Annotated in this window: 21 protein-coding genes; all 21 read right to left on the minus strand. The window is 35.2% G+C overall.

From position 1 onward, the window contains the following. Window positions 1-16: 16 nt before the first annotated feature. Window positions 17-595, minus strand: coding sequence for a nucleotide exchange factor GrpE (gene grpE, locus F5ESL0228_RS05025; protein ID WP_122018378.1), 579 nt, complete (start codon window positions 593-595; stop codon window positions 17-19). 11 nt (window positions 596-606) lie between these two features. Further along, entirely contained in the window at window positions 607-1,656 is a 1,050-nt protein-coding gene (gene hrcA, locus F5ESL0228_RS05030; RefSeq protein WP_122018379.1) for a heat-inducible transcriptional repressor HrcA, read from the minus strand. A gap of 125 nt (window positions 1,657-1,781) precedes the next feature. Then, window positions 1,782-2,717 carry a riboflavin biosynthesis protein RibF gene (ribF, locus tag F5ESL0228_RS05035; protein WP_122018380.1) on the minus strand — a complete coding sequence of 312 codons (936 nt, stop codon included), beginning with the start codon at window positions 2,715-2,717 and terminating at the stop codon, window positions 1,782-1,784. Window positions 2,718-2,736: 19 nt separating this feature from the next. Then, on the minus strand, window positions 2,737-3,630 hold the full coding sequence (gene truB / locus F5ESL0228_RS05040) for a tRNA pseudouridine(55) synthase TruB (protein ID WP_122023060.1): 894 nt from the start codon (window positions 3,628-3,630) through the stop codon (window positions 2,737-2,739). Between the two features lie 39 nt (window positions 3,631-3,669). Next, window positions 3,670-4,032, minus strand: a complete 363-nt coding sequence (locus F5ESL0228_RS05045) for a ribosome-binding factor A (RefSeq protein WP_122018382.1) — start codon at window positions 4,030-4,032, stop codon at window positions 3,670-3,672. Window positions 4,033-4,050: 18 nt separating this feature from the next. Beyond that, window positions 4,051-6,684 (minus strand): translation initiation factor IF-2, encoded by a 2,634-nt coding sequence (gene infB / locus F5ESL0228_RS05050; RefSeq protein WP_122023061.1) that lies wholly within the window; start codon window positions 6,682-6,684, stop codon window positions 4,051-4,053. Between the two features lie 4 nt (window positions 6,685-6,688). Beyond that, window positions 6,689-7,000, minus strand: coding sequence for a ribosomal L7Ae/L30e/S12e/Gadd45 family protein (locus tag F5ESL0228_RS05055; protein ID WP_122018384.1), 312 nt, complete (start codon window positions 6,998-7,000; stop codon window positions 6,689-6,691). 2 nt (window positions 7,001-7,002) lie between these two features. Next, on the minus strand, window positions 7,003-7,299 hold the full coding sequence (rnpM, locus tag F5ESL0228_RS05060; RefSeq protein WP_122018385.1) for an RNase P modulator RnpM: 297 nt from the start codon (window positions 7,297-7,299) through the stop codon (window positions 7,003-7,005). Between the two features lie 20 nt (window positions 7,300-7,319). Next, window positions 7,320-8,501 (minus strand): transcription termination factor NusA, encoded by a 1,182-nt coding sequence (gene nusA, locus F5ESL0228_RS05065; RefSeq protein ID WP_122023062.1) that lies wholly within the window; start codon window positions 8,499-8,501, stop codon window positions 7,320-7,322. Window positions 8,502-8,519: 18 nt separating this feature from the next. After that, window positions 8,520-8,993, minus strand: a complete 474-nt coding sequence (gene rimP / locus F5ESL0228_RS05070) for a ribosome maturation factor RimP (protein ID WP_122018387.1) — start codon at window positions 8,991-8,993, stop codon at window positions 8,520-8,522. 104 nt (window positions 8,994-9,097) lie between these two features. Further along, on the minus strand, window positions 9,098-13,405 hold the full coding sequence (locus F5ESL0228_RS05075; RefSeq protein WP_122023063.1) for a PolC-type DNA polymerase III: 4,308 nt from the start codon (window positions 13,403-13,405) through the stop codon (window positions 9,098-9,100). 5 nt (window positions 13,406-13,410) lie between these two features. Continuing rightward, entirely contained in the window at window positions 13,411-15,111 is a 1,701-nt protein-coding gene (locus tag F5ESL0228_RS05080) for a proline--tRNA ligase (protein WP_122023064.1), read from the minus strand. A gap of 29 nt (window positions 15,112-15,140) precedes the next feature. Next, entirely contained in the window at window positions 15,141-16,397 is a 1,257-nt protein-coding gene (gene rseP, locus F5ESL0228_RS05085) for an RIP metalloprotease RseP (RefSeq protein WP_122023065.1), read from the minus strand. A 9-nt stretch (window positions 16,398-16,406) separates the two neighbouring features. Next, complete coding sequence (locus F5ESL0228_RS05090; RefSeq protein WP_122018391.1) at window positions 16,407-17,204, minus strand: phosphatidate cytidylyltransferase; 798 nt, start codon at window positions 17,202-17,204, stop codon at window positions 16,407-16,409. 8 nt (window positions 17,205-17,212) lie between these two features. Next, window positions 17,213-17,947 carry an isoprenyl transferase gene (locus tag F5ESL0228_RS05095; RefSeq protein ID WP_122018392.1) on the minus strand — a complete coding sequence of 245 codons (735 nt, stop codon included), beginning with the start codon at window positions 17,945-17,947 and terminating at the stop codon, window positions 17,213-17,215. 3 nt (window positions 17,948-17,950) lie between these two features. Next, window positions 17,951-18,508 carry a ribosome recycling factor gene (frr, locus tag F5ESL0228_RS05100; protein ID WP_122018393.1) on the minus strand — a complete coding sequence of 186 codons (558 nt, stop codon included), beginning with the start codon at window positions 18,506-18,508 and terminating at the stop codon, window positions 17,951-17,953. Next, window positions 18,508-19,233 (minus strand): UMP kinase, encoded by a 726-nt coding sequence (pyrH, locus tag F5ESL0228_RS05105; RefSeq protein ID WP_122018394.1) that lies wholly within the window; start codon window positions 19,231-19,233, stop codon window positions 18,508-18,510. The genes frr and pyrH overlap by 1 nt, the downstream gene beginning before the upstream one ends. A 162-nt stretch (window positions 19,234-19,395) precedes the next feature. Further along, the gene (locus F5ESL0228_RS05110; protein WP_122023066.1) at window positions 19,396-20,310 is read right to left on the minus strand and encodes an ROK family protein; all 915 of its coding nucleotides are present in this window, start codon (window positions 20,308-20,310) and stop codon (window positions 19,396-19,398) included. 302 nt (window positions 20,311-20,612) lie between these two features. After that, window positions 20,613-21,488 (minus strand): translation elongation factor Ts, encoded by an 876-nt coding sequence (gene tsf, locus F5ESL0228_RS05115; protein WP_122023067.1) that lies wholly within the window; start codon window positions 21,486-21,488, stop codon window positions 20,613-20,615. 22 nt (window positions 21,489-21,510) lie between these two features. After that, window positions 21,511-22,287, minus strand: a complete 777-nt coding sequence (rpsB, locus tag F5ESL0228_RS05120) for a 30S ribosomal protein S2 (protein ID WP_199688558.1) — start codon at window positions 22,285-22,287, stop codon at window positions 21,511-21,513. A gap of 155 nt (window positions 22,288-22,442) precedes the next feature. Then, window positions 22,443-23,474, minus strand: coding sequence for a GIY-YIG nuclease family protein (locus F5ESL0228_RS05125; protein WP_122023068.1), 1,032 nt, complete (start codon window positions 23,472-23,474; stop codon window positions 22,443-22,445). Window positions 23,475-23,483: the final 9 nt, after the last annotated feature.

Below are 23,483 nucleotides of genomic sequence, written 5' to 3' on the forward strand. Positions count from 1 at the left end.
TTTAACTTCCTTCCAATTATTGTGCGACAACAACCATTGCTGGTCTTAATGTACGATCTTTATATAAATATCCTTTTTGTAAAACTTGCACAACATGATTTTTTTGATCATCACTTTCGGCATCAACGGTTTGAACCGCTTGATGCAAAGTTGGATCAAATTCCACACCTTCAGCATCAATTTCGCTAATTCCATGATCTTTCATGGCTTTTACAAGCGAATCAAGGGTCATTTCAACACCCTTTTTTAATTGCTTAGAAGCTTCATCGTCAACTTTAGTTGCTAAAGCCCGCTCTAAATTATCCATTGCAGGTAAAACGTCTTTAGCTAATGATTGTGATTCATACTTAATCAACTGTGCCCGCTCGTTATTATACCGATTTTGCATATTTTGCATTTCAGCTTGGCTACGTAAAAATTTATCTTCTAAATCTTTATTTTCTTCGCGCAACTTAGTTAATTCAGCCACTTCTTTATTTTCTATAGATTTTGACTTCTTTTTATTAATTTTGTTAGTATCACTATCAGTTGCTTTAGTTGTTTGTGATTGAGCCTTATCCAAATCCTGTTCGCTAGTAAATTTTTCTTTACTCACGTTAACCTCCTTTATTTAAATCGACCATAATACTCAAGCATTTTTTTAGCTAATTCATTCCTGAAATATTCTAATAAACTAATTATTTGCGAATATGGCATATTATTGGGGCCAAGTAAAGCAATTACACCTTTACCATGAGAACCAACGCTATATTCTGCTGTTAACAAACTATAATCTTTTAGCAAATCATTAGATAATTCTGAACCTAGACTGACTTGAATGGGAGAATGATTATTATTCGTAATTGTTCCTTGACTCATCCAGTGTGAAATTAGATCTTCATGATCAATTAAGTCATAAAGCGTTCGTAAGCTGGTTACATCATTTAAAGATGTATTATTGAGCAGATTGATTTGACCATCGACATACATTTGCTCACTAGCTGCTTCATTAATAACATCTTCCACTAGTTCAATCAAACCATCGATATGACTACTGTTAAATTTCTTATTTAGTACATGACTTAATATGGTTGGTGATACATCCCCCAATGTTTTACCAACAAGTTCATCGTTTATCATTCGAACAGCTTTTTCTACTTCATCGCCATTAACATTAGATGGCAATTGATAAACTTGATTATGAACGTTACCATCACTAGTTACTAAAATAGCCATGATCTGACAACTGAACAAGGGAACTATTCGAAAACCGGTAATAGTCAATGTACTACTTTCAGGACCCTCCGCAAAAGCTGTATAATTTGTTAAATCAGACAAAATCTTAGCGGCTTCTTGCACAATTTCATTAACTTGATGAAACGGTTGACTAAACTGATTAATAATTTTTTTATAAACAGAAGATGGAATTTGAAGAGGCTCAACTAAATTGTCCAAATAATAACGATATCCATCAGTTGATGGCACACGTCCACTAGACAGATGGGTCTTTTCAATCAATCCCCGCTCTTCCAATAGAGCCATTTCATTTCGAATTGTTGCGCTAGAAACTTTAATTGGTAACTGATTCATAACAGTTTTAGAGCCTACAGGATCATGCGTTTGCGTAAAATCATTTATAATAGTTTTTAAAATTAGTTCTTGACGTTCGGTCAACATAAATATCGCCCTCACTTTTAGCACTCACACTTCAAAGGTGCTAACAATTATTATGATACTAGGTTTTAGCAGATTGTCAAGTTGAGTGCTAATTTTTTTGAACAAATTTGTATAAATAGATTAGTCTATTTATTTAGATTAGAAAAATATGCTTTTATTTCTGCCTCATCCTGAACCATTTGCTTTTTCAAGTCGGTTAAATTGCTAAATTTAATTTCTCCTCTTGTATACTTATACCATTTTATAATCATTTTTTGATCATATGCATCTTGATTGAAACCAAACAAGTTTGATTCAATATAAATTTTTGAATCGTCATTGATTGTAGCATTATAACCGACACTGGTCATTGAATTGTACCACTTGCCATTAATTTTTGTTTTAGTAGCATAGACTCCTATCTTAGGAATCACTTTATTTGTATCCCAAACTAAGTTAGCAGTAGGATAGCCTAACTTATGTCCATTTCGTAGTCCATGACCAACATAACCAGACATTACATATGGAAATCCTAATAACTTCTTAGCTAAAGTCATATTCCCTGCACCAATTGCCTTTTTAATTTCTGTTGAGCCTATTTTTTGTCCATCATAGCATTGTTCAGGAACATTAATAATATCAAATCTACCTTTAGCAAACTGTGGTAAATTTTGCATATTAGCTACATCTTTAGGACCATAGGTATAATCAAAACCTGCAACAATTGTGTCAGCATGTAATTTGACAATAATATTATCAACAAATTTCTGTGCAGTTAGTCTACTGAACATCTTATTAAAATGCATTACCAATAAGTAATCTACGCCAAGTTTCTGCATTTTATATGCTTTTTCATCTAAGTTGTCAATATACGTTACACCAGCATTTTGATACACTTCTTTAGGATGTCTATCAAATGTCATTACCATTAGAGGCAGATCTTTTTTTATTGCAGTTTTTTTTGCAATCTTGATAAGTTGTTGATGTCCACGATGAACACCATCAAAAAAGCCTAAAGCCAATATTAGTTTACCCTGAACAATATTATCTGTAATTGGATAATTTAAATGGATAATTTGCACGTTGAGACCTTCATTTCAACTATTTATTTTGTAAAAGCATCAGTTCGGGACAATAAAGATGTCCTTTCACATGATAAATTGCTTTAACCTTTTTATTGTAACGTAAAGCAACTTGTTTTTCATTCGTTTGTAATGAAATTGCTGCACCGTTTTGAACTTTTTTCCATTGATCTTCAGTTAAATTTAGTTGTTGGTAATCCTTAAAAAATGTTTCGATCGGTTGAATATATTCAACAATGTGGGATGGATTGCAAACAATGTCATCTAACTTGACCGCTTGACTAATATCGAAGCCAGAACTAGCAGTACGACGTAAACTTTTCATTGTGGCCGGGATATTCAATTTATTGGATAAATCATTGACAAGAGAACGAACATACGTACCTTTACTACATTCAATTTGAAAGCTAAATTCCTCTTGCCCTTTTTCTTTATTAAAAGTTGGCGTACCAACTAGATTATACGAAAAAACATTGACCAGTCTTTTTGGTCTCTCAACCGTAATATTTTCTCGAGCATATTCATATAAATGTCGTCCATTAACTCGAACAGCTGAATAAATTGGTGGCACTTGCTCTATTCTTCCTACAAATTGTTGCATTGCCTTACTAATATCTTCAGCTGACAATTGTTCTGTCAAATTTTGAACTTGTAAAAGTTTACCACTAAGATCATAACTATCAGTCGAAAAACCTAAAATACCAGTCCCACAATATTCTTTATTTTTAGTATGCATTAGCTCAATTAACTTTGTAGCTTGACCTAGGGCAATAGGTAAAACACCAGTAACATCGGGATCTAACGTCCCTGCGTGACCAATTTTTTTAATATGTAAAGCTTTTCGCAACTGATAAACAACATCTGCACTAGTCATTCCTTTATCTTTATCGATTACTAAAATTCCGTTTATCATCTTACCTACCTATCAAAAAAGCGCCAAAGAGCGCTTTTTTTAATTATTTCGATCTTCTTCTTGTCTTTTTACCTCGGCAATTAATTGATCAATTTTACTACCATATTTAACTGAATTGTCTCGCTTAAATATAAGCTCTGGAACCTTATAGACAGTTAAAACCTGTCCCAAAAGATGACGTGCCATGCCTTTGGCTTTTTCTAATCCGTTAGCAGCCTCTTCTTCTTTTTGAGGACTATCACTGAGTATACTATAAAAAACAGTTGCATATGAAAGATCATTGGTGCATTCTACAGCAGTTATGGTTACATCTTTAACACGTGGATCACGTATGTTTTTGCGCAAAATTTTAGTTAACTCACGAAGGATTTCACCTTCAACGCGACCTATTCTGTGTTTCATCCTTGCCTCCAATTTTAACTAACTAGGCTTAACTTCCTGTTGTTCAACAGCTTCAAGCTCATCGCCAACTTTAATGTCATTATAGCCTTCAATTGTCAGTCCACAATCTAACCCTTGCTTAACAACCTTAACATCGTCTTTAAATCTCTTTAGCGAACCAACTTTACCAGTATAGATTACAACACCATTGCGAATTAAGTTTACTTCAGAATCACGAGAAACATAGCCAGAATCAACAAATGCTCCTGCGATAGTCCCAACTTTAGATACTTTCCAAATTTCACGAACGGTCAGATTTCCGACAACTTTATCTTCGTAAGTTGGTTCCAACATTCCCTGCATGGCTGCTTTAACATCGTCAATTGCTTTATAGATAACACTGTATAGTCGAATATCAACTCCAGCATCGGATTCCGCTTGTGATTTAGCTGTTGCAGTTGGTCGTACATTAAACCCAAGGATAAAGGCATTAGAAGCCGCTGCCAGTGCAACATCAGATTCATTAACAGCACCAACACCAGAGTGAATAATATTTACACGTACACCTTCAACTTCAATTTTTTCAAGTGATTGCTGTAATGCCTCAGCTGATCCCTGAACATCAGCCTTTAAAACGACACCAACTTCTTTCATGTTTTCTTTTTTCATTGTATCGAAAAGATTGTCCAACGTAACATGTTGAGTATTTTCACGGGATTGCTGCAAAGCTTGTTGTGCCCTTTGCTCTCCAACACTTCTAGCAGTTTTTTCATCATCAAAGACAACAATTTTATCAGCAGATTCAGGAACATCATTCAAACCAGTTATTTCAACAGGCATTGAAGGCATTGCTTTTTCAACTTGTCGACCACGATCATTAGTCATCACACGAACACGACCAAAGCGATTACCAACAACAATTGGGTCACCTGTGTGCAACGTACCTTGTTGTATTAAGATATCAGCAACTGGTCCACGACCACGTGATAACCGAGCCTCAATTACAGTTCCAATAGCTTTTTGCTTTGAATCAGCTTTTAATTCCATCACATCAGCTTGAAGGAGAATCATTTGCAAAAGCTCATCAACATTTTCACCTGTTTTAGCCGATATTTTAACAAAAATTGTGTCCCCGCCATAATCTTCCGGAATTAAGTTATACTGCATTAGCTGTTCAATAACATGTTCCGGATTAGCACCTGGGGCGTCCATCTTGTTAATTGCAACAATAATTGGAACATGGGCACTCTTAGCATGATCAATAGCTTCAATTGTTTGGGGCATTACACCGTCATCAGCAGCAACAACTAAAACAACAATATCTGTAATTTCTGCTCCGCGTTCACGCATATTTGAAAATGCCGCATGTCCCGGTGTATCTAAGAATGTAATTAAGTCCTTACCGATTCTTACTTGATATGCACCAATTTTTTGAGTAATTCCTCCAGCTTCATGAGCTGAAACATGAGTATGTCTCAATCGATCAAGCAATGTAGTCTTACCATGATCAACATGTCCCATAATGGTAACAACTGGCGGACGCTTAACTTGAAACTTCGATTCTTTTGAAGCAGCCATCTGTTTTTCATACAAGTTATCAATATCAGAAATATCCTCATGAATTTTTTCTTCAGCATTAATGCCATACTCAGCTGCAATTAATTCAATTGTATCTTTGTCAAGCGACTGATTTTGGTTGGTCATTATCCCAAGCATAAATAATTTCTTAACAATTTCTGCTGGTTCTCTGTGTAAAGTTTTACCTAAATCTTGAGCATTCATACCAACTTCATAAGTCAACGTTTCTGGCAGCGGACGTTCCTTTCTTTGGGATGGTTGCTTCTTAGGAATTTGTTCTATTTGACGTTTTTTAGACTTTGCTTTACGTCTTTCTTGGCGTTTAGGATGATTATTGCCACCAGCATATGATTGATTTCTACCTTTGCGACCTGGTTTGCCAGTATTGCGGGTATGTCCATTTCCACGTCTGTTATCATCTTTTGCTGGCTCTTGAGTAGTACTTGGTTCAACTATTTTAACCTTGTTTGCTACTGCTGAATTATGATTTTGCTTCATTCTAGCAGGTGACGGTTTAATAATTTTTGGACCAGTTACTTTTGATTTTGAAATTTCTTTTTTAGTAATTACTTCTTTGTTTTCTTTAGGTTCTTTTTTTACTTCTTCTCTTGTAGAAGTCGACTTAGTCACTTCTTGACCAAAATTTTTACTAACCTTTTCATTTTGACGATTCAGCGTATTTTCCTCTACTCTTTGTTTATGCTTTAGTTGTTTAAGCAAATCCTGTGCCACAGGTTTTGCCGTTTTTTGACTGTGGTTGGCAAGTTTTGCATTAGATTCTTTTTGTCGCCTATGATTGTTTGAACGACGTCTATTTTGATGATTGCTACCGTTTTTTTCTTCTTCGTGCTTTTTTTCGTTTTTACGAATTGAAGTAACAGAAATTTTGATTTTATTAATCTTTTTAACTGACTTATCTTCCTTTTTTGCGGGAGCGGGGTTACGCAAATTACCCTTTAACTGATCCACTTCTGAATCTTCTAGTGATGACATATGATTTTTTACATCAAAGCCTAGGTCTTTAGCTTTATTGACCACAACTTTATTATCGATGCCTAACTCTTTTGCAATTTCGTAAATTCTTTTCTTAGTCATCCAATCACACTCCTTCATGAATCTTTTGAACTAATGCTTTACCAAAGCCAGCATCGGTAATTCCTAATACTTTACGCTTCTTACCGATAGCATGTGAAAGTTCATTACTAGTAAAGTCGGAAATAACTTTAATTTCATTTTTTCCAGCAACTCTTCTTACTTTTTCACTGGTATCTGGTTGAATGTCACTAGCCAAAATAACAATTTTAATTTTTTTTGCCTTAAGTCCAACAGTAACGATTTCTTGTCCTGTAACTAGTTTCCCAGCTCGTTCAGCCAGTCCCAACAAATTTAATGCCTTTTGTCTATTCTGCAACGTTATTTATCACCAAACAATTCTTTTCTTGCTTTTTGATGATCAACATAAGAATATAATTCCTCATAGAATGAATCTGATATTTTTGCACCTAAGCTGCGTTCCAGTAGGCCTTTATCTTTAGCAAACTGAATTTTGCTCGGGTCTAGTGAAACATAAGCTCCACGACCTGGTTCTTTTCCTGTCGGATCAACGGTCACATTTTTATCCTTGTCAACTACAATTCGAACTAGCTCTTTTTTGGGCTTCATAGTATTCGTTAGCAGATCTTTTCGCATTGGAATTTTTCTTTTTTTCAAAAGAACCCCTCCTTGACTTATTATTCTTCAATATCAATAACTTCATCAGAAGTTGACTCAGCAGCTTCACTGGTTTGACTAAGATCGTTACTTTCTTCAGAAGACTCATTTGCTTCAACAGCAGCTGTGACTTCAGGCTCTTCAGCATTAGCTTCATCAACAAATTCAACTTCTGATTCAGGTCTAATATCAATTTTATAGCCTGTTAAACGTGCTGCCAAGCGAACGTTTTGTCCCTTTTTACCAATTGCTAGCGATAATTGATAATCAGGTACAATTACTAAAGCACTCTTTTCATCCTCTTCATCTCCAAATTGTACTGCAATAACCTCTGCAGGATTAAGCGCATTAGCAATAAAATCTGATGGATCTTCTTCATATTTAACAACATCAATATTTTCACCATCAAGTTCATTTACTACATTTTGAACTCGGGCACCACGCTGACCTACACAAGTACCAACCGGATCAATATTAGGATCGTTTGTTTTAACAGCAATCTTAGTTCTATCACCAGCTTCACGAGCAATTGAAACTATTTCAACTGTACCGTCATAAATTTCAGGAACTTCTTGTTCAAATAGTCGCTTAACCATGTCAGGAGCAGTTCGTGAAACAGTAATCTGTGCACCTTTAGAATCGGAACCTACGTGAGTTACTAGCACTCTAATTTGATCTTGCGGATTATAACTTTCATTAGGCATTTGATCATTACGTGGCATCACTGCTTCAACATTTCCAATTTTAACATAAACGAATCTATTATCACGTCTTTCGACAGTTCCAGTGATCAATTCATCTTCATATTGTGAATATTCATCTATTATTTGGTTTCTTTCAGCTTCACGTAAATGTTGCATAATGACCTGCTTAGCTGTTTGAGCGGCAATACGACCAAAGTTCTTCGGAGCCACTTCAAATCTAATTGTATCGCCTAATTCATAGGCTCTATTAATAGCCAAAGCATCCTTTAAACTGATTTCTAATCGATCATCATGAACCTCTTCAACAACAGCCTTTTCAGTCATTAATCTGAAATCACCTTTGCGCTCATCAAATTCAACTACTACATTCGTTGCTTGGTTATAATTTTTTTTATAAGCAGCAACAAGAGCTGCTTCGATTGCCTCAACGATAACATCTTGTTTAATGCCCTTTGTTTTTTCTAAAGTAGCAAACGCTTCCAGCATTTCTTTAGACATAATTTTTAATCAGCCTTTCTAAAATTCAATTGCAAACCTAATACTTGCAATCAATTTACGGGGAATAGTAATCTGTTTTCGCCTAGTTTTTATCTTGATTTCCAATTCAATCTCGTCACCACTATATGACCTCAATGTACCTTCATATTCTTTTTTATCAGCTATTTTTTGATAAAGGGCAACATGAATATAATTATTCAATGCCTTTTTCCAATCATTAGCTGTTTTAATCTCACGTTCAACTCCAGGTGAAGATAGTTCTAAAACATAAGGCTCTGGAAATGGATCAGGTTCAATTTTATCTAGTTTTACAGATATTAACTCGCTTAAATTAGCAATTTCATTTATATCAATACCATTTTCACGATCAACGTATATCCTTAAATAATTTTGACCTTTTTCTTTTACGTATTCACAATCAACTAATTCATCATTACACGACGCAATGATTGGCTTAATTTCTGCGAGAACAGATTCTTTAACTTTCGCCAAGTACTTTCCTCCGTAATAAAAAGAGTGAGCTAGATAGCTCACTCCGAATCATTATTCGAACTTCTATATGAAGTATACCACATTTATATTAATACTGCAAAAAATTAAAAGAGCGAGAGTTGATTTTGATCTGGTAAATCAGCTAACACCTCATTATCCTCTAAATAATTCATTATTGATTGAGAAACTCTACCCCTGTTTGCCAAATCTTCCTTTGATAAAAACTCTTGTTCAGCGCGAGCGGCAACAATTTGCTTTGCTGCATTAATACCGAGTCCTGGAACTGCATTAAATGGTGCCAAAATTGTATGTTGATCAATAATTTTAAAATTTGTTGCTTCTGATTGATTAAGATCAACCATTTTGATATTAATTCCGCGTTCAAGACATTCATTGGCAATTTCCAAAACAGTTAACAAGCTCTTATCTTTCGCCGATGCATCATTGCCCTTTTCTTGAATATCACTCATTGCTTTTTTTACAGTGTTTTTCCCATGACTCATTGCAACTAAGTCAAATAAATTTGCACGAACTGAAAAATAAGCGGCATAGTATATTTCAGGATAATATACCTTAAACCATGCAATTCTCAAAGCCATTAAGATATAAGCAGTGGCATGAGCTTTGGGAAACATATACTTAATCTTCAAACAAGAAGGAATGTACCAATTAGGAATTTTATCATTTTCTTGTAAAATAGCCATATCATCATCACTAATTCCACGCCCATGACGAACTGACTCCATCGTTGAGAACGCAACTTCAGGCTGTACACCCCAGTGAATTAAGTCCATCATAATATTATCGCGACAGCCAATTACATTCTTTAATTTACACGTGCCATTATTAATTAATTCTTCAGCATTGCCCAGCCATACATCTGTACCGTGGGATAATCCAGAAATTTGCAATAATTCTGAAAATGTTGTTGGTTTTGTTTCTTCAAGCATTCCACGAACAAATTTGGTTCCAAACTCTGGCACGCCTAAAGTTCCTGTTTTTGATTGGATTTGCTCCGGAGTTACTCCTAAAATTTTAGGACTAGAAAACAAGGACATAACTCCAGGATCATCTGGTGGAATAGTTAATGGATCAACCCCAGACAAATCCTGCAACATTCTGATCATCGTTGGATCATCGTGACCAAGAATATCAAATTTTAAAATGTTATCATGAATAGAATGAAAATCAAAATGAGTGGTTTTCCAAGCTGCATTTACATCATCTGCAGGATATTGAACAGGAGTAAAATCATAAATATCCATGTCATCTGGAACTACAACAATTCCAGCTGGATGTTGACCGGTTGTTCGCTTAACGCCACTAACACCAGTAGCCAGACGATCTAATTCTGCTTTTCGCAAGCTTAATTCTTTTTCATCATCGTAATGTTTAGCATAGCCATAAGCTGTTTTATCAGCAACTGTAGCAATAGTCCCAGCCCGATATGAATTAGTCGGACCAAACATAACTCGAATAAAGTTGTGTGCCACCGGTTGATAATCACCAGAAAAGTTCAAATCAATATCTGGCACCTTATCACCATGAAAGCCTAGAAAAGTTGCAAAAGGAATATCTTGTCCGTCTTTTACCAATTCAGTATTGCATTTTGGACATTTTTTATCTGGTAAATCATAACCCGAACCATATTCACCATTCTCAAAAAATTCGGTGTATTTGCAATTTGGACAACGATAATGTGGTGCTAGCGGATTAACCTCAGTAATACCAGACATCGTAGCAACTAGACTAGAACCAACTGATCCACGGGAACCAACCAAATAGCCGTCTTTATTGGATTTAGCAACCAATCGTTGTGAAATAAGATAAATAACAGCATAACCATTGGAAATAATCGAATTTAGTTCCATATCTAAACGATCTTGTACTATTTGAGGTAGCGGGTTACCATATAATTCATGTGCTTTATCATAAGTTAGCCGTTTCATTTCTTCATCTGCATTATCAATGTGCGGTGGATATAATCCATCCTTAATTGGAGAAATTTCTTCAGTAGACTCAGCTATTTTATTTGGATTTAAAATTACTACTTCTTTGGCGACCTCTTCACCCAAAAAACTAAACGCATCAAGCATTTCTTGAGTTGTGTAAAAATGTAAATCAGGTTGTTTTTTATTACGATTAGGATTGCCTCTTTGAGCCGAAATTAAAATTGTTCGGTAAATTGCATCTCTTGGTTCAACATAATGTGCATCACCAGTTGCCACCACCGGTTTATCCAACTCTTTACCTAATTTATATATATTAGTTAGAATTTCTTCTAACTCCGCTTTGTCACTAATTAAATGGTCTTCAATCAATGTCGAATAATTAGCTGGGGGCTGAATCTCAAGAAAATCATAAAATTTTGCTTTTTCACGAGCCTCATTATATCCTTTTTGCAACATTGCAGTAAAAACTTCGCCTTCTGAACATCCAGATCCATATAGTAATCCTTTATGATTTTTAATTAAGTCTGATTTTGGAGTTCGTGGAATGCGGTAAAAATATTTAGTATTTGCAATTGAAACTAGTCGATACAAATTTTTAAGTCCAGCCTGCGTTTGAGCCAAAACAGTCATATGCTGGGGTCTTGCTCGCTTAAAGATCTGACCATGTGCAGCATAACTATTCATTTTTCCCAAATCATCTTCATGATATTTATCATTAAATGCATCTAATAATTTAAACATCAAATAGCCGGTTGCTTCAGCATCCTGATTTGCACGGTGATGATGTTCTAAAACAACTCGATACTTTTTAGCAAGAGAATCCAGAGTATGTCTAGCTTGCTCTGGATGTAAAAGTCTTGATACTTCCAGAGTATCTACTACAGGTTGCGTGATTTCATCTAATGATGCACGTTTTAGCGCAGCATTTACAAATCCTAAGTCAAACTGTACATTATGTCCACATAATGGTCGATCACCATAAAAGTCTTGAAACTGTTTAATTACAACAGCTTCATCATCTGCTGACCCCACCATTTCATCAGTAATCGAAGTCAGGTTAATTGTTTGCTCACTCAGTGGGTGATGAGGATTAATAAATTTATCAAACCGAGCAATAACTTCCCCATTTTTCATTTTGACTGCACCGATTTCAATAATTGTATCGTACACTGATGACAATCCCGTTGTTTCAACATCAAAAATCACAAACTCACGGTCTCGATATTTCATTGGAGCTGGATTAAGAACAAGTAAAGCATGATCATCGATCATATTTGCTTCAAGACCATAAATTATCTTAATATCGTTCTTTTTACCAGCGTTATAGGCTTCGGGAAAACTTTGAACCCCGCCATGATCGGTAATTGCAATTGCCTTTTGCCCGAATTTTTTTGCAGCTGCAATAAATTTACTTGCTGGATTAGTCGCATCTAGTTGACTCATATTAGTATGTAGGTGTAACTCAATTCGCTTTTGCTCACCATCATATTTTTCTTGGCGACCAATATGTTCGATAATTTCAAAATTAGAAATATTAAAAACAGTATCGTGACTCCACTGATCTTCTAGAGCAGAACCTTGCATTTTTGCCCAAGTTCCAACTTTTAAATTAGCAATATTTTGCAATTGATCTTTATCAGCTATAAATTTTTTAAACACCAGTGAGTCCGTATAATCAGTAATTTCACCCAAAAAAATCACTGCACCATTTTTTAGTTCGCGCGTTTCAACATTAAAAATATTACCTTCGATTACAACATTTCTACTGCCATCAATTACGTTTTTGATTTTAGTAATTGGAATATTTTCATCAAGCTTATGATTTCCATAGTGAGTTTTTTTCGTTGAATAAGGTTGAGAGTTAGAATGTTCTTTTGGTGTTGCAGCATTGTATGCTTTTTGCATATCATGCTCATGTTCTTTTTGTAGTTGCTGCAAACTAGCTAAATTATTTTGAGAGTTTGCTTCATCAATTTCTGTCAAAAATTTTAAATTGAAAAAGCCAAACGTACGCATTTCCATTGCTAATTGATCAAGTGTCTTTTGGTCAATTAAGTCATCAACTACTAAATTATCAACAGGTATAATCCAGCGGCCATTTACTTTTTTGGGTAAATGAGTTGAAATAAATTCTCGGGCAACAGGTTGTAAAATTTGAGAATTTTGCACCGCATGTTTCCAATACTCTTTCAAATATTCATCTGAACCATCTTGAGAATTTATCAATAACCGTGTTTTGACAAAGGATGAAAAACTTGCTGTAATTGCATTATTTAAAGCATCGTAAGTCGCGTATTTTAATGGTGTAGCAAAAAGAACATGGATATCCCACCTATGTTCTTTAGTATATACGTCTACATCAGTAATTTGGCCTTTTTGCAAAACTTCATTATCCTCAAATTCATTTGGAAAATGGATTTGCTCTAAAAGTCGTAAGAAAAGTTCGTTTTTAGTAGCCACGAAAATTATCCTAACTCTTTTTCTACAAAATCAGCTAATTCACTAATTGTCATTTCAGTAGCCTTTTCATCAACCGGACGTTTGACTTCAACAATTTCTTCATTAGCTTTCTTACCAATAGTAACCCTAATTGGTGCGCCTACAAGATCAGCATCTGCAAATTTTACACCAGCACGTTCATTGCGGTCATCATATAGAACATCATATTTCTTACCATATTCTTGTTCAAGTTTTTCAGCTAATTGAGTCTGTGCTTCATCTTTCATTTTCATTTGGATAATATGAAGAGCAAATGGAGCAATTTCCTGTGGCCAAGCAATTCCATGTTTAGTTAGGTGTTGCTCAATAACTGCAGACAATACGCGAGTAACACCTATTCCGTATGAACCCATAATTACTGGCTGTGCCTTACCATTTTGATCCAAGAAATTTGCACCCATTTTTTCAGTATAGTAAGTACCAAGCTTGAAAATGTGACCAACTTCAATTGAAGTTGTAAATTGTAATGGCAAATGATCAATAGGGTCAGGCTCGCCTTCATTAGCAACTCGGATATCTCCAAAAATATCAACTTTGTAATCACGATTGATATTTGTATTTTCAAACTGATAACCGATCTTATTAGCCCCAACAATCACATTAGATAAATTCTTAACTGTTTCATCAGCAACAATTTGATCAGCCCAGTCTGCATTAACCGGACCAATGCTTCCCTTACTAATAGTAGTTATTTGTTTTAATTCTTCATCAGTTGCAACACGAACTGAATCCGCATCAAGCAAATGGGTCAGCTTCACCTCATTAACTTGCTTATCACCTCTAATTAAAACTAAAACACGTTCTTTTTCATTAACAATATATAGAACGCTCTTCACAATTCGAGTATTCTCAACATTTAAGAAATTAGCCAATTCAGCAATTGTTTCTTGATTAGGTGTTGCTACCAGATTAAGAGGTTGAGGATCTTCTTTTACCGGTTTGAAAGTATCAACACTGGCTGCCATTTCTAGGTTAGCAGAGTAAGTACCAGTTTCATTAGTAGCAATAGTATCCTCACCTATTGCTGCTGGAGCTTGAAACTCCGTAGAATTTTTACCACCCATTGTGCCAGAATCGGCAATAACTGGGGTCACCTTGACTCCACAACGATGAAATATAGCTTCAAAGGCTTTCTTCTCATCATCAAATTGTTGATCAAGTTGTTCTTTGGTAGCTGCAAAGCTATATGCATCTAGCATAATAAATTCACGAGTTCTAAGTAATCCGAAGCGTGGCCGATTTTCATCACGAAACTTAGTTTGAATTTGATATAACGCAATCGGCATCTGTTTATAGCTCTTTAAATTTTTGGCTACAATTTCGGTAAAAGTCTCTTCGTGCGTTGGTCCTAATAGACTTAGACGACCATGTCGATCCTTTAGTCTAAACATTTCTAAACCATATTTTTGCCAACGACCAGATTCTTCCCAAAGAGAAGCTGGTAATAAATCAGGCATGGCCATTTCAGGTACATTGATCTTAGCCATTTCTTCCTTCATTATATGTTGAACTTTATTTAGAACTCGAAAACCTAATGGTAAATAAGAATATACCCCCGCAGTAACCTGACGAACATATCCTCCCCTAAGCATTAGTTTATGGCTCTCTGCCACTGCATCCGAAGGAGCTTCTTTTGAAGTAGGCATAAAAAATTTAGATTGACGCATTAATTTTCTCCCAAATGAACAAAAATCTTTCACTTAATAAAATAACGATAAATATCGTTTCCTGTAACAGCAATAATTAATAATAATAAACAACCAAACCCGATAAGCTCAACCATTGCTTCATGTTCAGGTGAAATCGGTTTTCCACGAAAAAGCTCAATTAAATTTAATAAAAATTTTCCACCATCCAAGCCAGGTATTGGAATTAAATTTACTATCCCCAAATTAATTGATATCATTGCTAAAAAGGCTAATACATAGGAAAAGCCCATCTGTGAAACCTGTGAAGTTTGTGAATAAATACCAACCGGACCAGATAATTTATTCAAACTAAAATGACTAAACAAATCCCCAACAGCATTAAATATCATTCCCGTTGTTGTAACCGAGGTAGACCAGCCTCGTTTTAATTTAACTATTGCTCGTTCATCACTTTTGGCCTTAATACCAATTTGATAACTAGTCTGACCTTGTATAGAAACTTTTTGAGGTCTAACATTTACTACTTGATTTTGACCATTTTTATTTAGCTTAATATGCAAATTGTTTCCTCTGCTTTGATCAATTTGCTGTGAAATATCGTCAAAACTGGTGACTGGATGATTATTAATTGAAATTATCTTTGAACCTGCTTCAATTTGTGCATTTTCTGCTGGTGAGGCCGCACTAACCTTGTCAATTGTTGTCGTTGGAGGACCAGCAACCGTAAAAGTCCAGATCAAAAAAACGACAAAACCTAAAATAATATTCATTAGAGGACCAGCAACATTTGTAGCAAGCTTTTGCCAAACATTGGCTTCTTGAAATTGCGTATCACGAGGGGCAATAACTAACTCTGTCTTCGATTGGTCAATAATAGTGGCGTCATGACAGACAGAATATGTTACGTTTTTACTTTCATTACCATTTTCATAACCACTAATAAACAACTTATCAACTAAATCCGCCTTGGTAATTTGCACAGGTATTCCTTCAATTGGAATATCTGAACCGGAAGCATCGATTCTTGTTACCTTTTCGTTATTATCCAATTGGACAATAACTAACATCCCAGGCTCAAGTGCAGTATCTTCGTCACTTCCAGCTAAACGTACATATCCGCCTAAAGGTAACCAGCGAATAGTATACGTAGTTGGATTACGACGAACTTGAAAGAGTTTAGGTCCCATCCCAATCGAAAATTCACGAACTAAAATCCCACATTTTTTTGCGACAATAAAATGACCAAATTCATGAATAAAAACCAGCAAGCCAAAAACTATTAGAAAGATTAATATTCCTTTCAAATTTATCACCTAATGCACAATTCCTAATAAAGCAGCAAAAACTGGTAAAACAAACAACATACTGTCAAAGCGATCTAAAATGCCACCATGACCTGGCAATATTTTACCCGAATCTTTAACGCCGTAGTAACGTTTATACGCTGATTCTACTAAATCCCCCATTTGACCGATAATTGATAAAATTAGTGCAAAACCGATCATTTCTATTTGTGGTTGACCTACTTGAACAAAATAAGTATAAATTGCTGCACATATTACGGCACATAACGTCCCCCCCAGGGAACCTTCCCAGGTTTTGTTGGGACTAATTACGGGCCATAATTTATGCTTACCTATTTTGCGACCAATCATGTAAGCTCCTGTATCAGTTAGCCACACCACTACAAATACATAGCACAATAAAGCTAATCCGTTAGAACTATTTCTTATACTTGCCATGTAATGAAATCCTGTTCCAATATACAAAGAACCTAATGTATATGCGCCGACATCATCAAATGTCGTCTTGTTCTTAGATAAAACAGTCCAAGTCAACATTAGCATAATTAAACTAAAGTAAATTCCATATTTTGTCCAATGAAATGGCATACTCTTGATAAAACTATCAGGAACTGCCCAAATTATCGTTGCAAGTAAAGCTAATAAAAAGTTTATAGAAACCAAAATTTGCTTCTTCATCAAGAATATTTCGCTAATACCAACTGCAGCAAAAGCCACTGTTAGTAAATCCATCCATATTCCACCTAAAAGAACAATAGGAATAAATAACATTAAAGCAATAATTGCTGTGATCACACGTTGTTTCATATAATTACCTAACTATCTGATTCATCGACTTTGCCAAAACGACGATGTCGATTTTGAAAATCTTTAACAAACTCCGCTAAGTCTTTTTTAGTAAAATCCGGCCAGTATTTAGGGCTAAAAGCTAATTCAGCATAAGCTAATTGCCAGAGCAAAAAATTCGAAAGCCTTTGCTCTCCTGAAGTCCTTATCAAAAGGTCTGGATCACAATATTCTCCAAGGTTAGCGGTCATCAAATGCTCAGAAATCATTTGCTCATTAATTTGACTAGAAGTAATTTGCTTAGATTCTACCAACCCAGCAACTTCCTTTACTGCAGTTGTTATCTCACTTCTTGAACCATAATTGAAAGCAAAATTTAAAATCAAACCAGTATTATTAGCAGTTTGAGTCATGGCACGTTCCACAACTGTAAAAGTTTTTGCTGGCAACTGATCAAGATAACCCATAATATTAACCTTAACATTATTTTCCATCAATGTTGGCATAAATTTATCAAAAAAGCGAACAGGTAAATTCATTAAATACGCTACTTCTTCTTTTGGACGTGCCCAATTTTCAGTAGAAAAGGCATATAATGATAGTACTTTAATTCCAAGATCATTAGCGGCCAATGTTATGCGCTCAACATTATTCATTCCTTCGTGATGTCCAGCAATGCGAGGTTTGCCCTGCTTAGTAGCCCAACGGCCATTACCATCCATAATAATTGCCAGATGATTTAATTGATTCTTTTTATCTGCCATTCGTTATCCTTGCGTGATTTCTTTACGCTTCTGTTCAGCAAGTTCATCCACCTTTTTGGTTGCATTATCAGTTTCCTTTTGAACTTGCTTTTCAAGATTACGTTGCTCATCTTCAGTTATTTCATCATCTTTTTGTTGTTTTTTTAAACTATTCATTGCATCACGACGAATATTTCTAATAGCAATTTTACCTTCCTCGGCAAGTTTATTAACTTGCTTAGCAATTTCTTGGCGTCTTTCACCAGTTAATTGTGGAATTACCAAACGGATGACTTTACCATCATTTGCTGGAGTCAATCCAAGATTAGAAGCTAGCAAAGCATGTTCAATATTATCTAAACTAGTTTGATCATATGGCGTAATCAAAAGAACACGTGCTTCTGGAATTGTAATACCAGCCATTTGCGTTAAAGGAGTTGGAACACCATAATAATCCACTTTAATACCATCAAGAATAGCTGAATTTGCTACGCCTGCACGAATAGACGCAAGATTCTTTTCAAAAACATTGATCGACTTACTCATGTTTTGTTTGGCTTTTTTAATTACTTCATTATTCATTATTTTCCTCCTTCAATAACTGTTCCTATATTTTCTCCCAAAACAACTCGTTTAATATTTCCTTCAGTATTAACATTAAAAACAATTAACGGAATATTTGTGTCCATTGAAAGTGAACTTGCTGTTCTGTCCATCACCTTTAAATCTTTAGCGATAACATCAAGTTGAGTTAATTCGCTATACTTTGTTGCACTTGGATCAAGCTTAGGATCAGCTGTATAAACACCATCAACGCCATTTTTAGCCATTAAAATAACATCAGCATTTATTTCGGCTGCACGTAAAGCCGCAGTTGTATCGGTTGAAAAATACGGATTACCAGTACCTCCACCCATAATTACTACACGGCCCTTTTCTAAATGACGGATTGCCTTTCTTCTAATGTAAGGTTCAGCGATTTGTCTCATTTCAATAGAAGTTTGAAGCCTTGTTGGAACACCGACATGCTCTAAACCATCTTGAAGAGCTAGGCCGTTCATGATAGTCGCTAGCATTCCCATGTAGTCTGCTTGGGAACGTTCCATTCCAAGTTTCGCCCCGGTTTCTCCTCGCCACATGTTTCCGCCACCACAAACAATTCCAATTTCAACGCCTAAATCGTGAACTGTCTTGATTTCTTCTGCTAAATGACTAATGACCGTCGGATCAATACCAGTACCCTTATCACCGGCTAAAGCTTCTCCGGAAATTTTCAAAACAACCCGCCTATATTTAACTTCAGTCATGACAACCTCCTCTATTAACTTAAATTATTCTACCATATAAAGTCTTTTAATGTTGATGAACAAAACAAAAGAACGGATTTTTGTCATAAAAAAACTCATCCTTTATCAAACAAATTGGTAGTTAAACTAACAAAATCTATTTTTTCGAAATGAGTTTCAAATTTAATGATTCAAATTTTCGTTGTTCATTTGTAACAACAAATTATACAAAGCCCCATAAAGATTAGATTCATTTTGAAAACTTGCTGCAACTATTTTTGGTTTAGTTAAGGTTTGCCCGATCACCGGGTTTATCTCATAAATTAATTTATCATACGCCTTATTAATTGCAGGAAGCAAAATGGGCTGGGCACTTATTCCACCACCAATTGCAATTTTAGTTACATCTACAACTGTTTGAAGATTCAAAATCAAGATTGCAATCCTCAAGCAAAACGAATGAAAAATTTTGACCGCTTCAGGATTTTTTTCTTGAATAGCATCAAAAGCATTTTGACCATCATTTTCATCTGAATAACCGAGATGATGATTAACTTCCTGAATAAATTTGACTGCCGAGCCAGTCATTGCAGCACTTCCAGCCATCTTTGACAGATGTGAACTATTACAAATCATGAAACTAAGCTCGCCAGCTTGATAATGAACTCCTTCCAGCAAATGTCCATCAATTATAATGCCGCCTCCAACAGCGGTACCCAAAGTAATTGCTGCGCAATTTTTCTCACCCTTTAAACTGCCCAGCCAGCTCTCAGCCAAAATACTAGCTTTACCATCATTGATAACTGCAACTGGAATATTAAGCTTATTACCATATCTTTGGGCAAAATCAACTCCATCCAGAAAAGGCAAAGCTCCACCAAATCGAATTCTTGTCTTTTCAACTTTACCTGGAGTACAAAAAGCGATACCTTTTATTTCGGCTGAGTAATTATCAATAATTTGATCTATAGTTGCTAAAAAGTTTTTTTTCTCATGTTTGGTTTTAACTTTCCCTTTATCGATAACATTACCAGCTTGGTTAAATTGAGCAAATTTAATTTCTGTACCACCAATGTCAATACTTAAATACGTTTTCATAACTTTCTTTCATATAGTTAAATTAATCTATCGTCTCTATCTAATTAACACTCTATTGTAATATTGTCAAACTTTACATTTATTATAATTAGCTAGAATTCATCACTTAAATTAGGACGGATTATTAGTTTTAACTGAAAATAAATTTCAATATTAAAGACAGTAAAACTATCTTCATAATTTTTGTGAATTCAATGATAATACCTTTAATTATGAGTCATTAATTAACATACAAATACCCCATAATTACGACAACTAATTATGGGGTTTCGTATCAATTTTAAAAATTAAAATTGAAAATATTATTTCATTTGTTCTTTAACTTCAGCAGCAAAGTCTTCTTGTTTCTTTTCGATACCTTCGCCAACTTCATAACGAGAAAAGTTTACTACTTCAGAATTGGCTGATTTTGCATATTCTGCCACTGTCATGTCGCTATCCTTAACGTAAGGTTGATCAACCAAACAAATTTCACTCAAGTATTTATTAACTCGACCTTCAACGATCTTAGGAATAATATTAGCAGGCTTGCCTTCTTTTTCAGTTTCCTTAGTGAAAACTTCTTTTTGCCGATCAAAGTCAGCTTTAGGAACTGATTCTTTGTTTAAGTATTCTGGATTAATTGCAGCTACGTGCATTGCAATATTCTTAGCGGCTTCTGCGCTATCACCCTTTAAAGTAACAAGAGCAACAATTGCACCACCATTATGCTTGTATGCACCAAATACTTCATCATCATTCTTAGAAATCAAATCGAATCTTCTCAAAGTGATCTTTTCGCCAATAACAGCAGTCAAATTAGTGATTGCATCACCAATAGTAGTATCACCCATTGGTGCTTTCAATGCTTCTTCAACATTGGCAGGTTTAGTTGCAAGAATTGCCTTAGTAACATCGTCGACTAATTTAATGAATTTGTCATTTGAAGAAACAAAGTCAGTCTCTGAGTTGATCTCAACTAAAACAGCAGTATTGCCCTCAAAGGCGAACTCTGCCAAGCCTTCAGCTGCAATCCGACCACTCTTCTTAGCAGCTTTAGCAACACCATTTTCTCTTAAGATATCGATTGCTTTTTCAATGTCTCCATCAGCTTGAACTAAAGCTTTCTTGGAATCCATCATCCCGGCACCGGTCCGGTCACGTAACTCTTTAACTTGTTTAGCAGTAATGTTAGCCATTAAAGTTTCCTTCCAAATAAAACTAGTCTTCGTCTGAAGCTTCTTCAGTTTCTACAGTAGCATTGTCGTCACTGCCCTTAACCATTTCGGCTTCAACTTTCTCATCACTATCATCTTGACCTTGCTTACCTTCAATAACAGCATCAGCCATTGCACCAGAAATTAAGCGAATTGCTCGGATAGCATCATCATTTGAAGGAATAACAACATCTACTGGTTCTGGGTCAGTATTGGTATCAACCATCGCTACGACTGGAATACCCAAAATATTTGCTTCGTGTACAGCAATCTTTTCTTTCTTAGGATCAACAACAAATAAGACATCAGGAATTCTAGGCATATCTTCAATACCACCTAAGAATCTTTCTAACTTATCCATTTCTTTAGTTAAAAGTGAGGCTTCCTTCTTTGGTAGTACATCGAAAGTACCATCTTCTGACATTTTCTTTAAATCTTTTAATCTTTGAACTCGGCTTTGGATGGTCTTCCAGTTAGTCAAAGTCCCACCTAACCAACGTTGGTTAACATAATATTGACCAGCACGAGTTGCTTCTTCAGCAATTGAATCTTGAGCTTGTTTTTTAGTACCCACAAAAAGAATAACACCATTATTTTGAGCAACTGCTCTAACAAATGCGTATGCGTCATCTAACATCTTAATTGTCTTTTGCAAGTCAATGATGTAAATACCATTTCTTTGTGTAAAAATGTAAGGAGCCATTTTAGGATCCCATCTTCTAGTTTGGTGGCCAAAGTGGACACCAGCTTCAAGTAATTGTTTCATTGAAACTACTGACATAATTATAACTTCCTCCTATGGTTTTAATCCTCTCAAGCGGTCATTTTAACGTTTCACCAATATTTGGCACCAAAATGTTAATCGCCCTTGATGTTTTATCCATGTACTTATAGCACACTAGAAAATAATACTAAATTTTTACTAAAGATGCAAGACTAAAAGTCAACTCTGTGTTCTTTTAAAAAAGCTTCCTTCCATTGTCTAGAATGGTGTTTAAACCAGTATTCACGTTTAAGAGCCAACTTTTTATCAGCAAACTTTTCGTGGTAAATCATCTTGACTGGTCGACGTGCCTTGGTATATTTAGCTCCCTTGCCATCATTATGAGTTTGTAGGCGCTTTTTAAGATTATCAGTAAAACCACCATAGAAGCTTCCGTCACTGCAAAGAAGAACATAGAAATAATATTCTTTGCGATCTGCTCTACTCCTCTTTTCAGTATCTGATTCATGAATTATTCGCTGAATGACTGGTTGATAATCTCCAGATTGATTATGAACTTCAATTGGATCTTTTAATACCAAGCCATCACTACCGGTATGCTTGACTGCCTCAATAATAATTAAATTACTGTTTTCACCGCGATGAGAAACATATGGCTGAATCAACTTAATGCTTAAATCATGCTTTAGACAATAGTAGGCAATTTCATTCAGACGCTCGGGTCGATGAACCATAAACATCTTTCCCTTCATCTTAAGTAACATGCTCGAAACGTTAATTATTTCTTCAAGATTAATTAGAAGTTCATGGCGAGCAATGGCTTTTTTAGCATCTGGATTAATCTTGTGATCTTTAACAACCTTGAAGTACGGTGGATTAACGACTATAACATCATAGTAATCCTTTCGTAAAAAGGTCGTTGCATCCTTAACATTTTCCGAATAAACCTTGATTCGATTTTCCATTTGGTTTAATGTAACTGAACGCTCTGCTTGAGAAACAATATCTTCTTGAATTTCTATTGCATCATACTTTGCTCGGTTAAAATATGCCATATAGATTGTTGCCGCACAGTTACCTGCACAAAGATCTGCAACTTTAAAGTTATCCTTAATTGAATTTTTAGCCATTGAGGCCAAAAGTAATGTATCAAGAGAAAAACTAAAGGACGTTTTATCCTGAATGATTTTTAAATGGTCGCTATACATATAGTCAATTCGCTCATTTTTTTTCAAATTTATCATAAAAGTTTT

The organism is Lactobacillus sp. ESL0228 (genome assembly GCF_003692825.1).
Taxonomy (GTDB): Bacteria; Bacillota; Bacilli; order Lactobacillales; family Lactobacillaceae; genus Lactobacillus.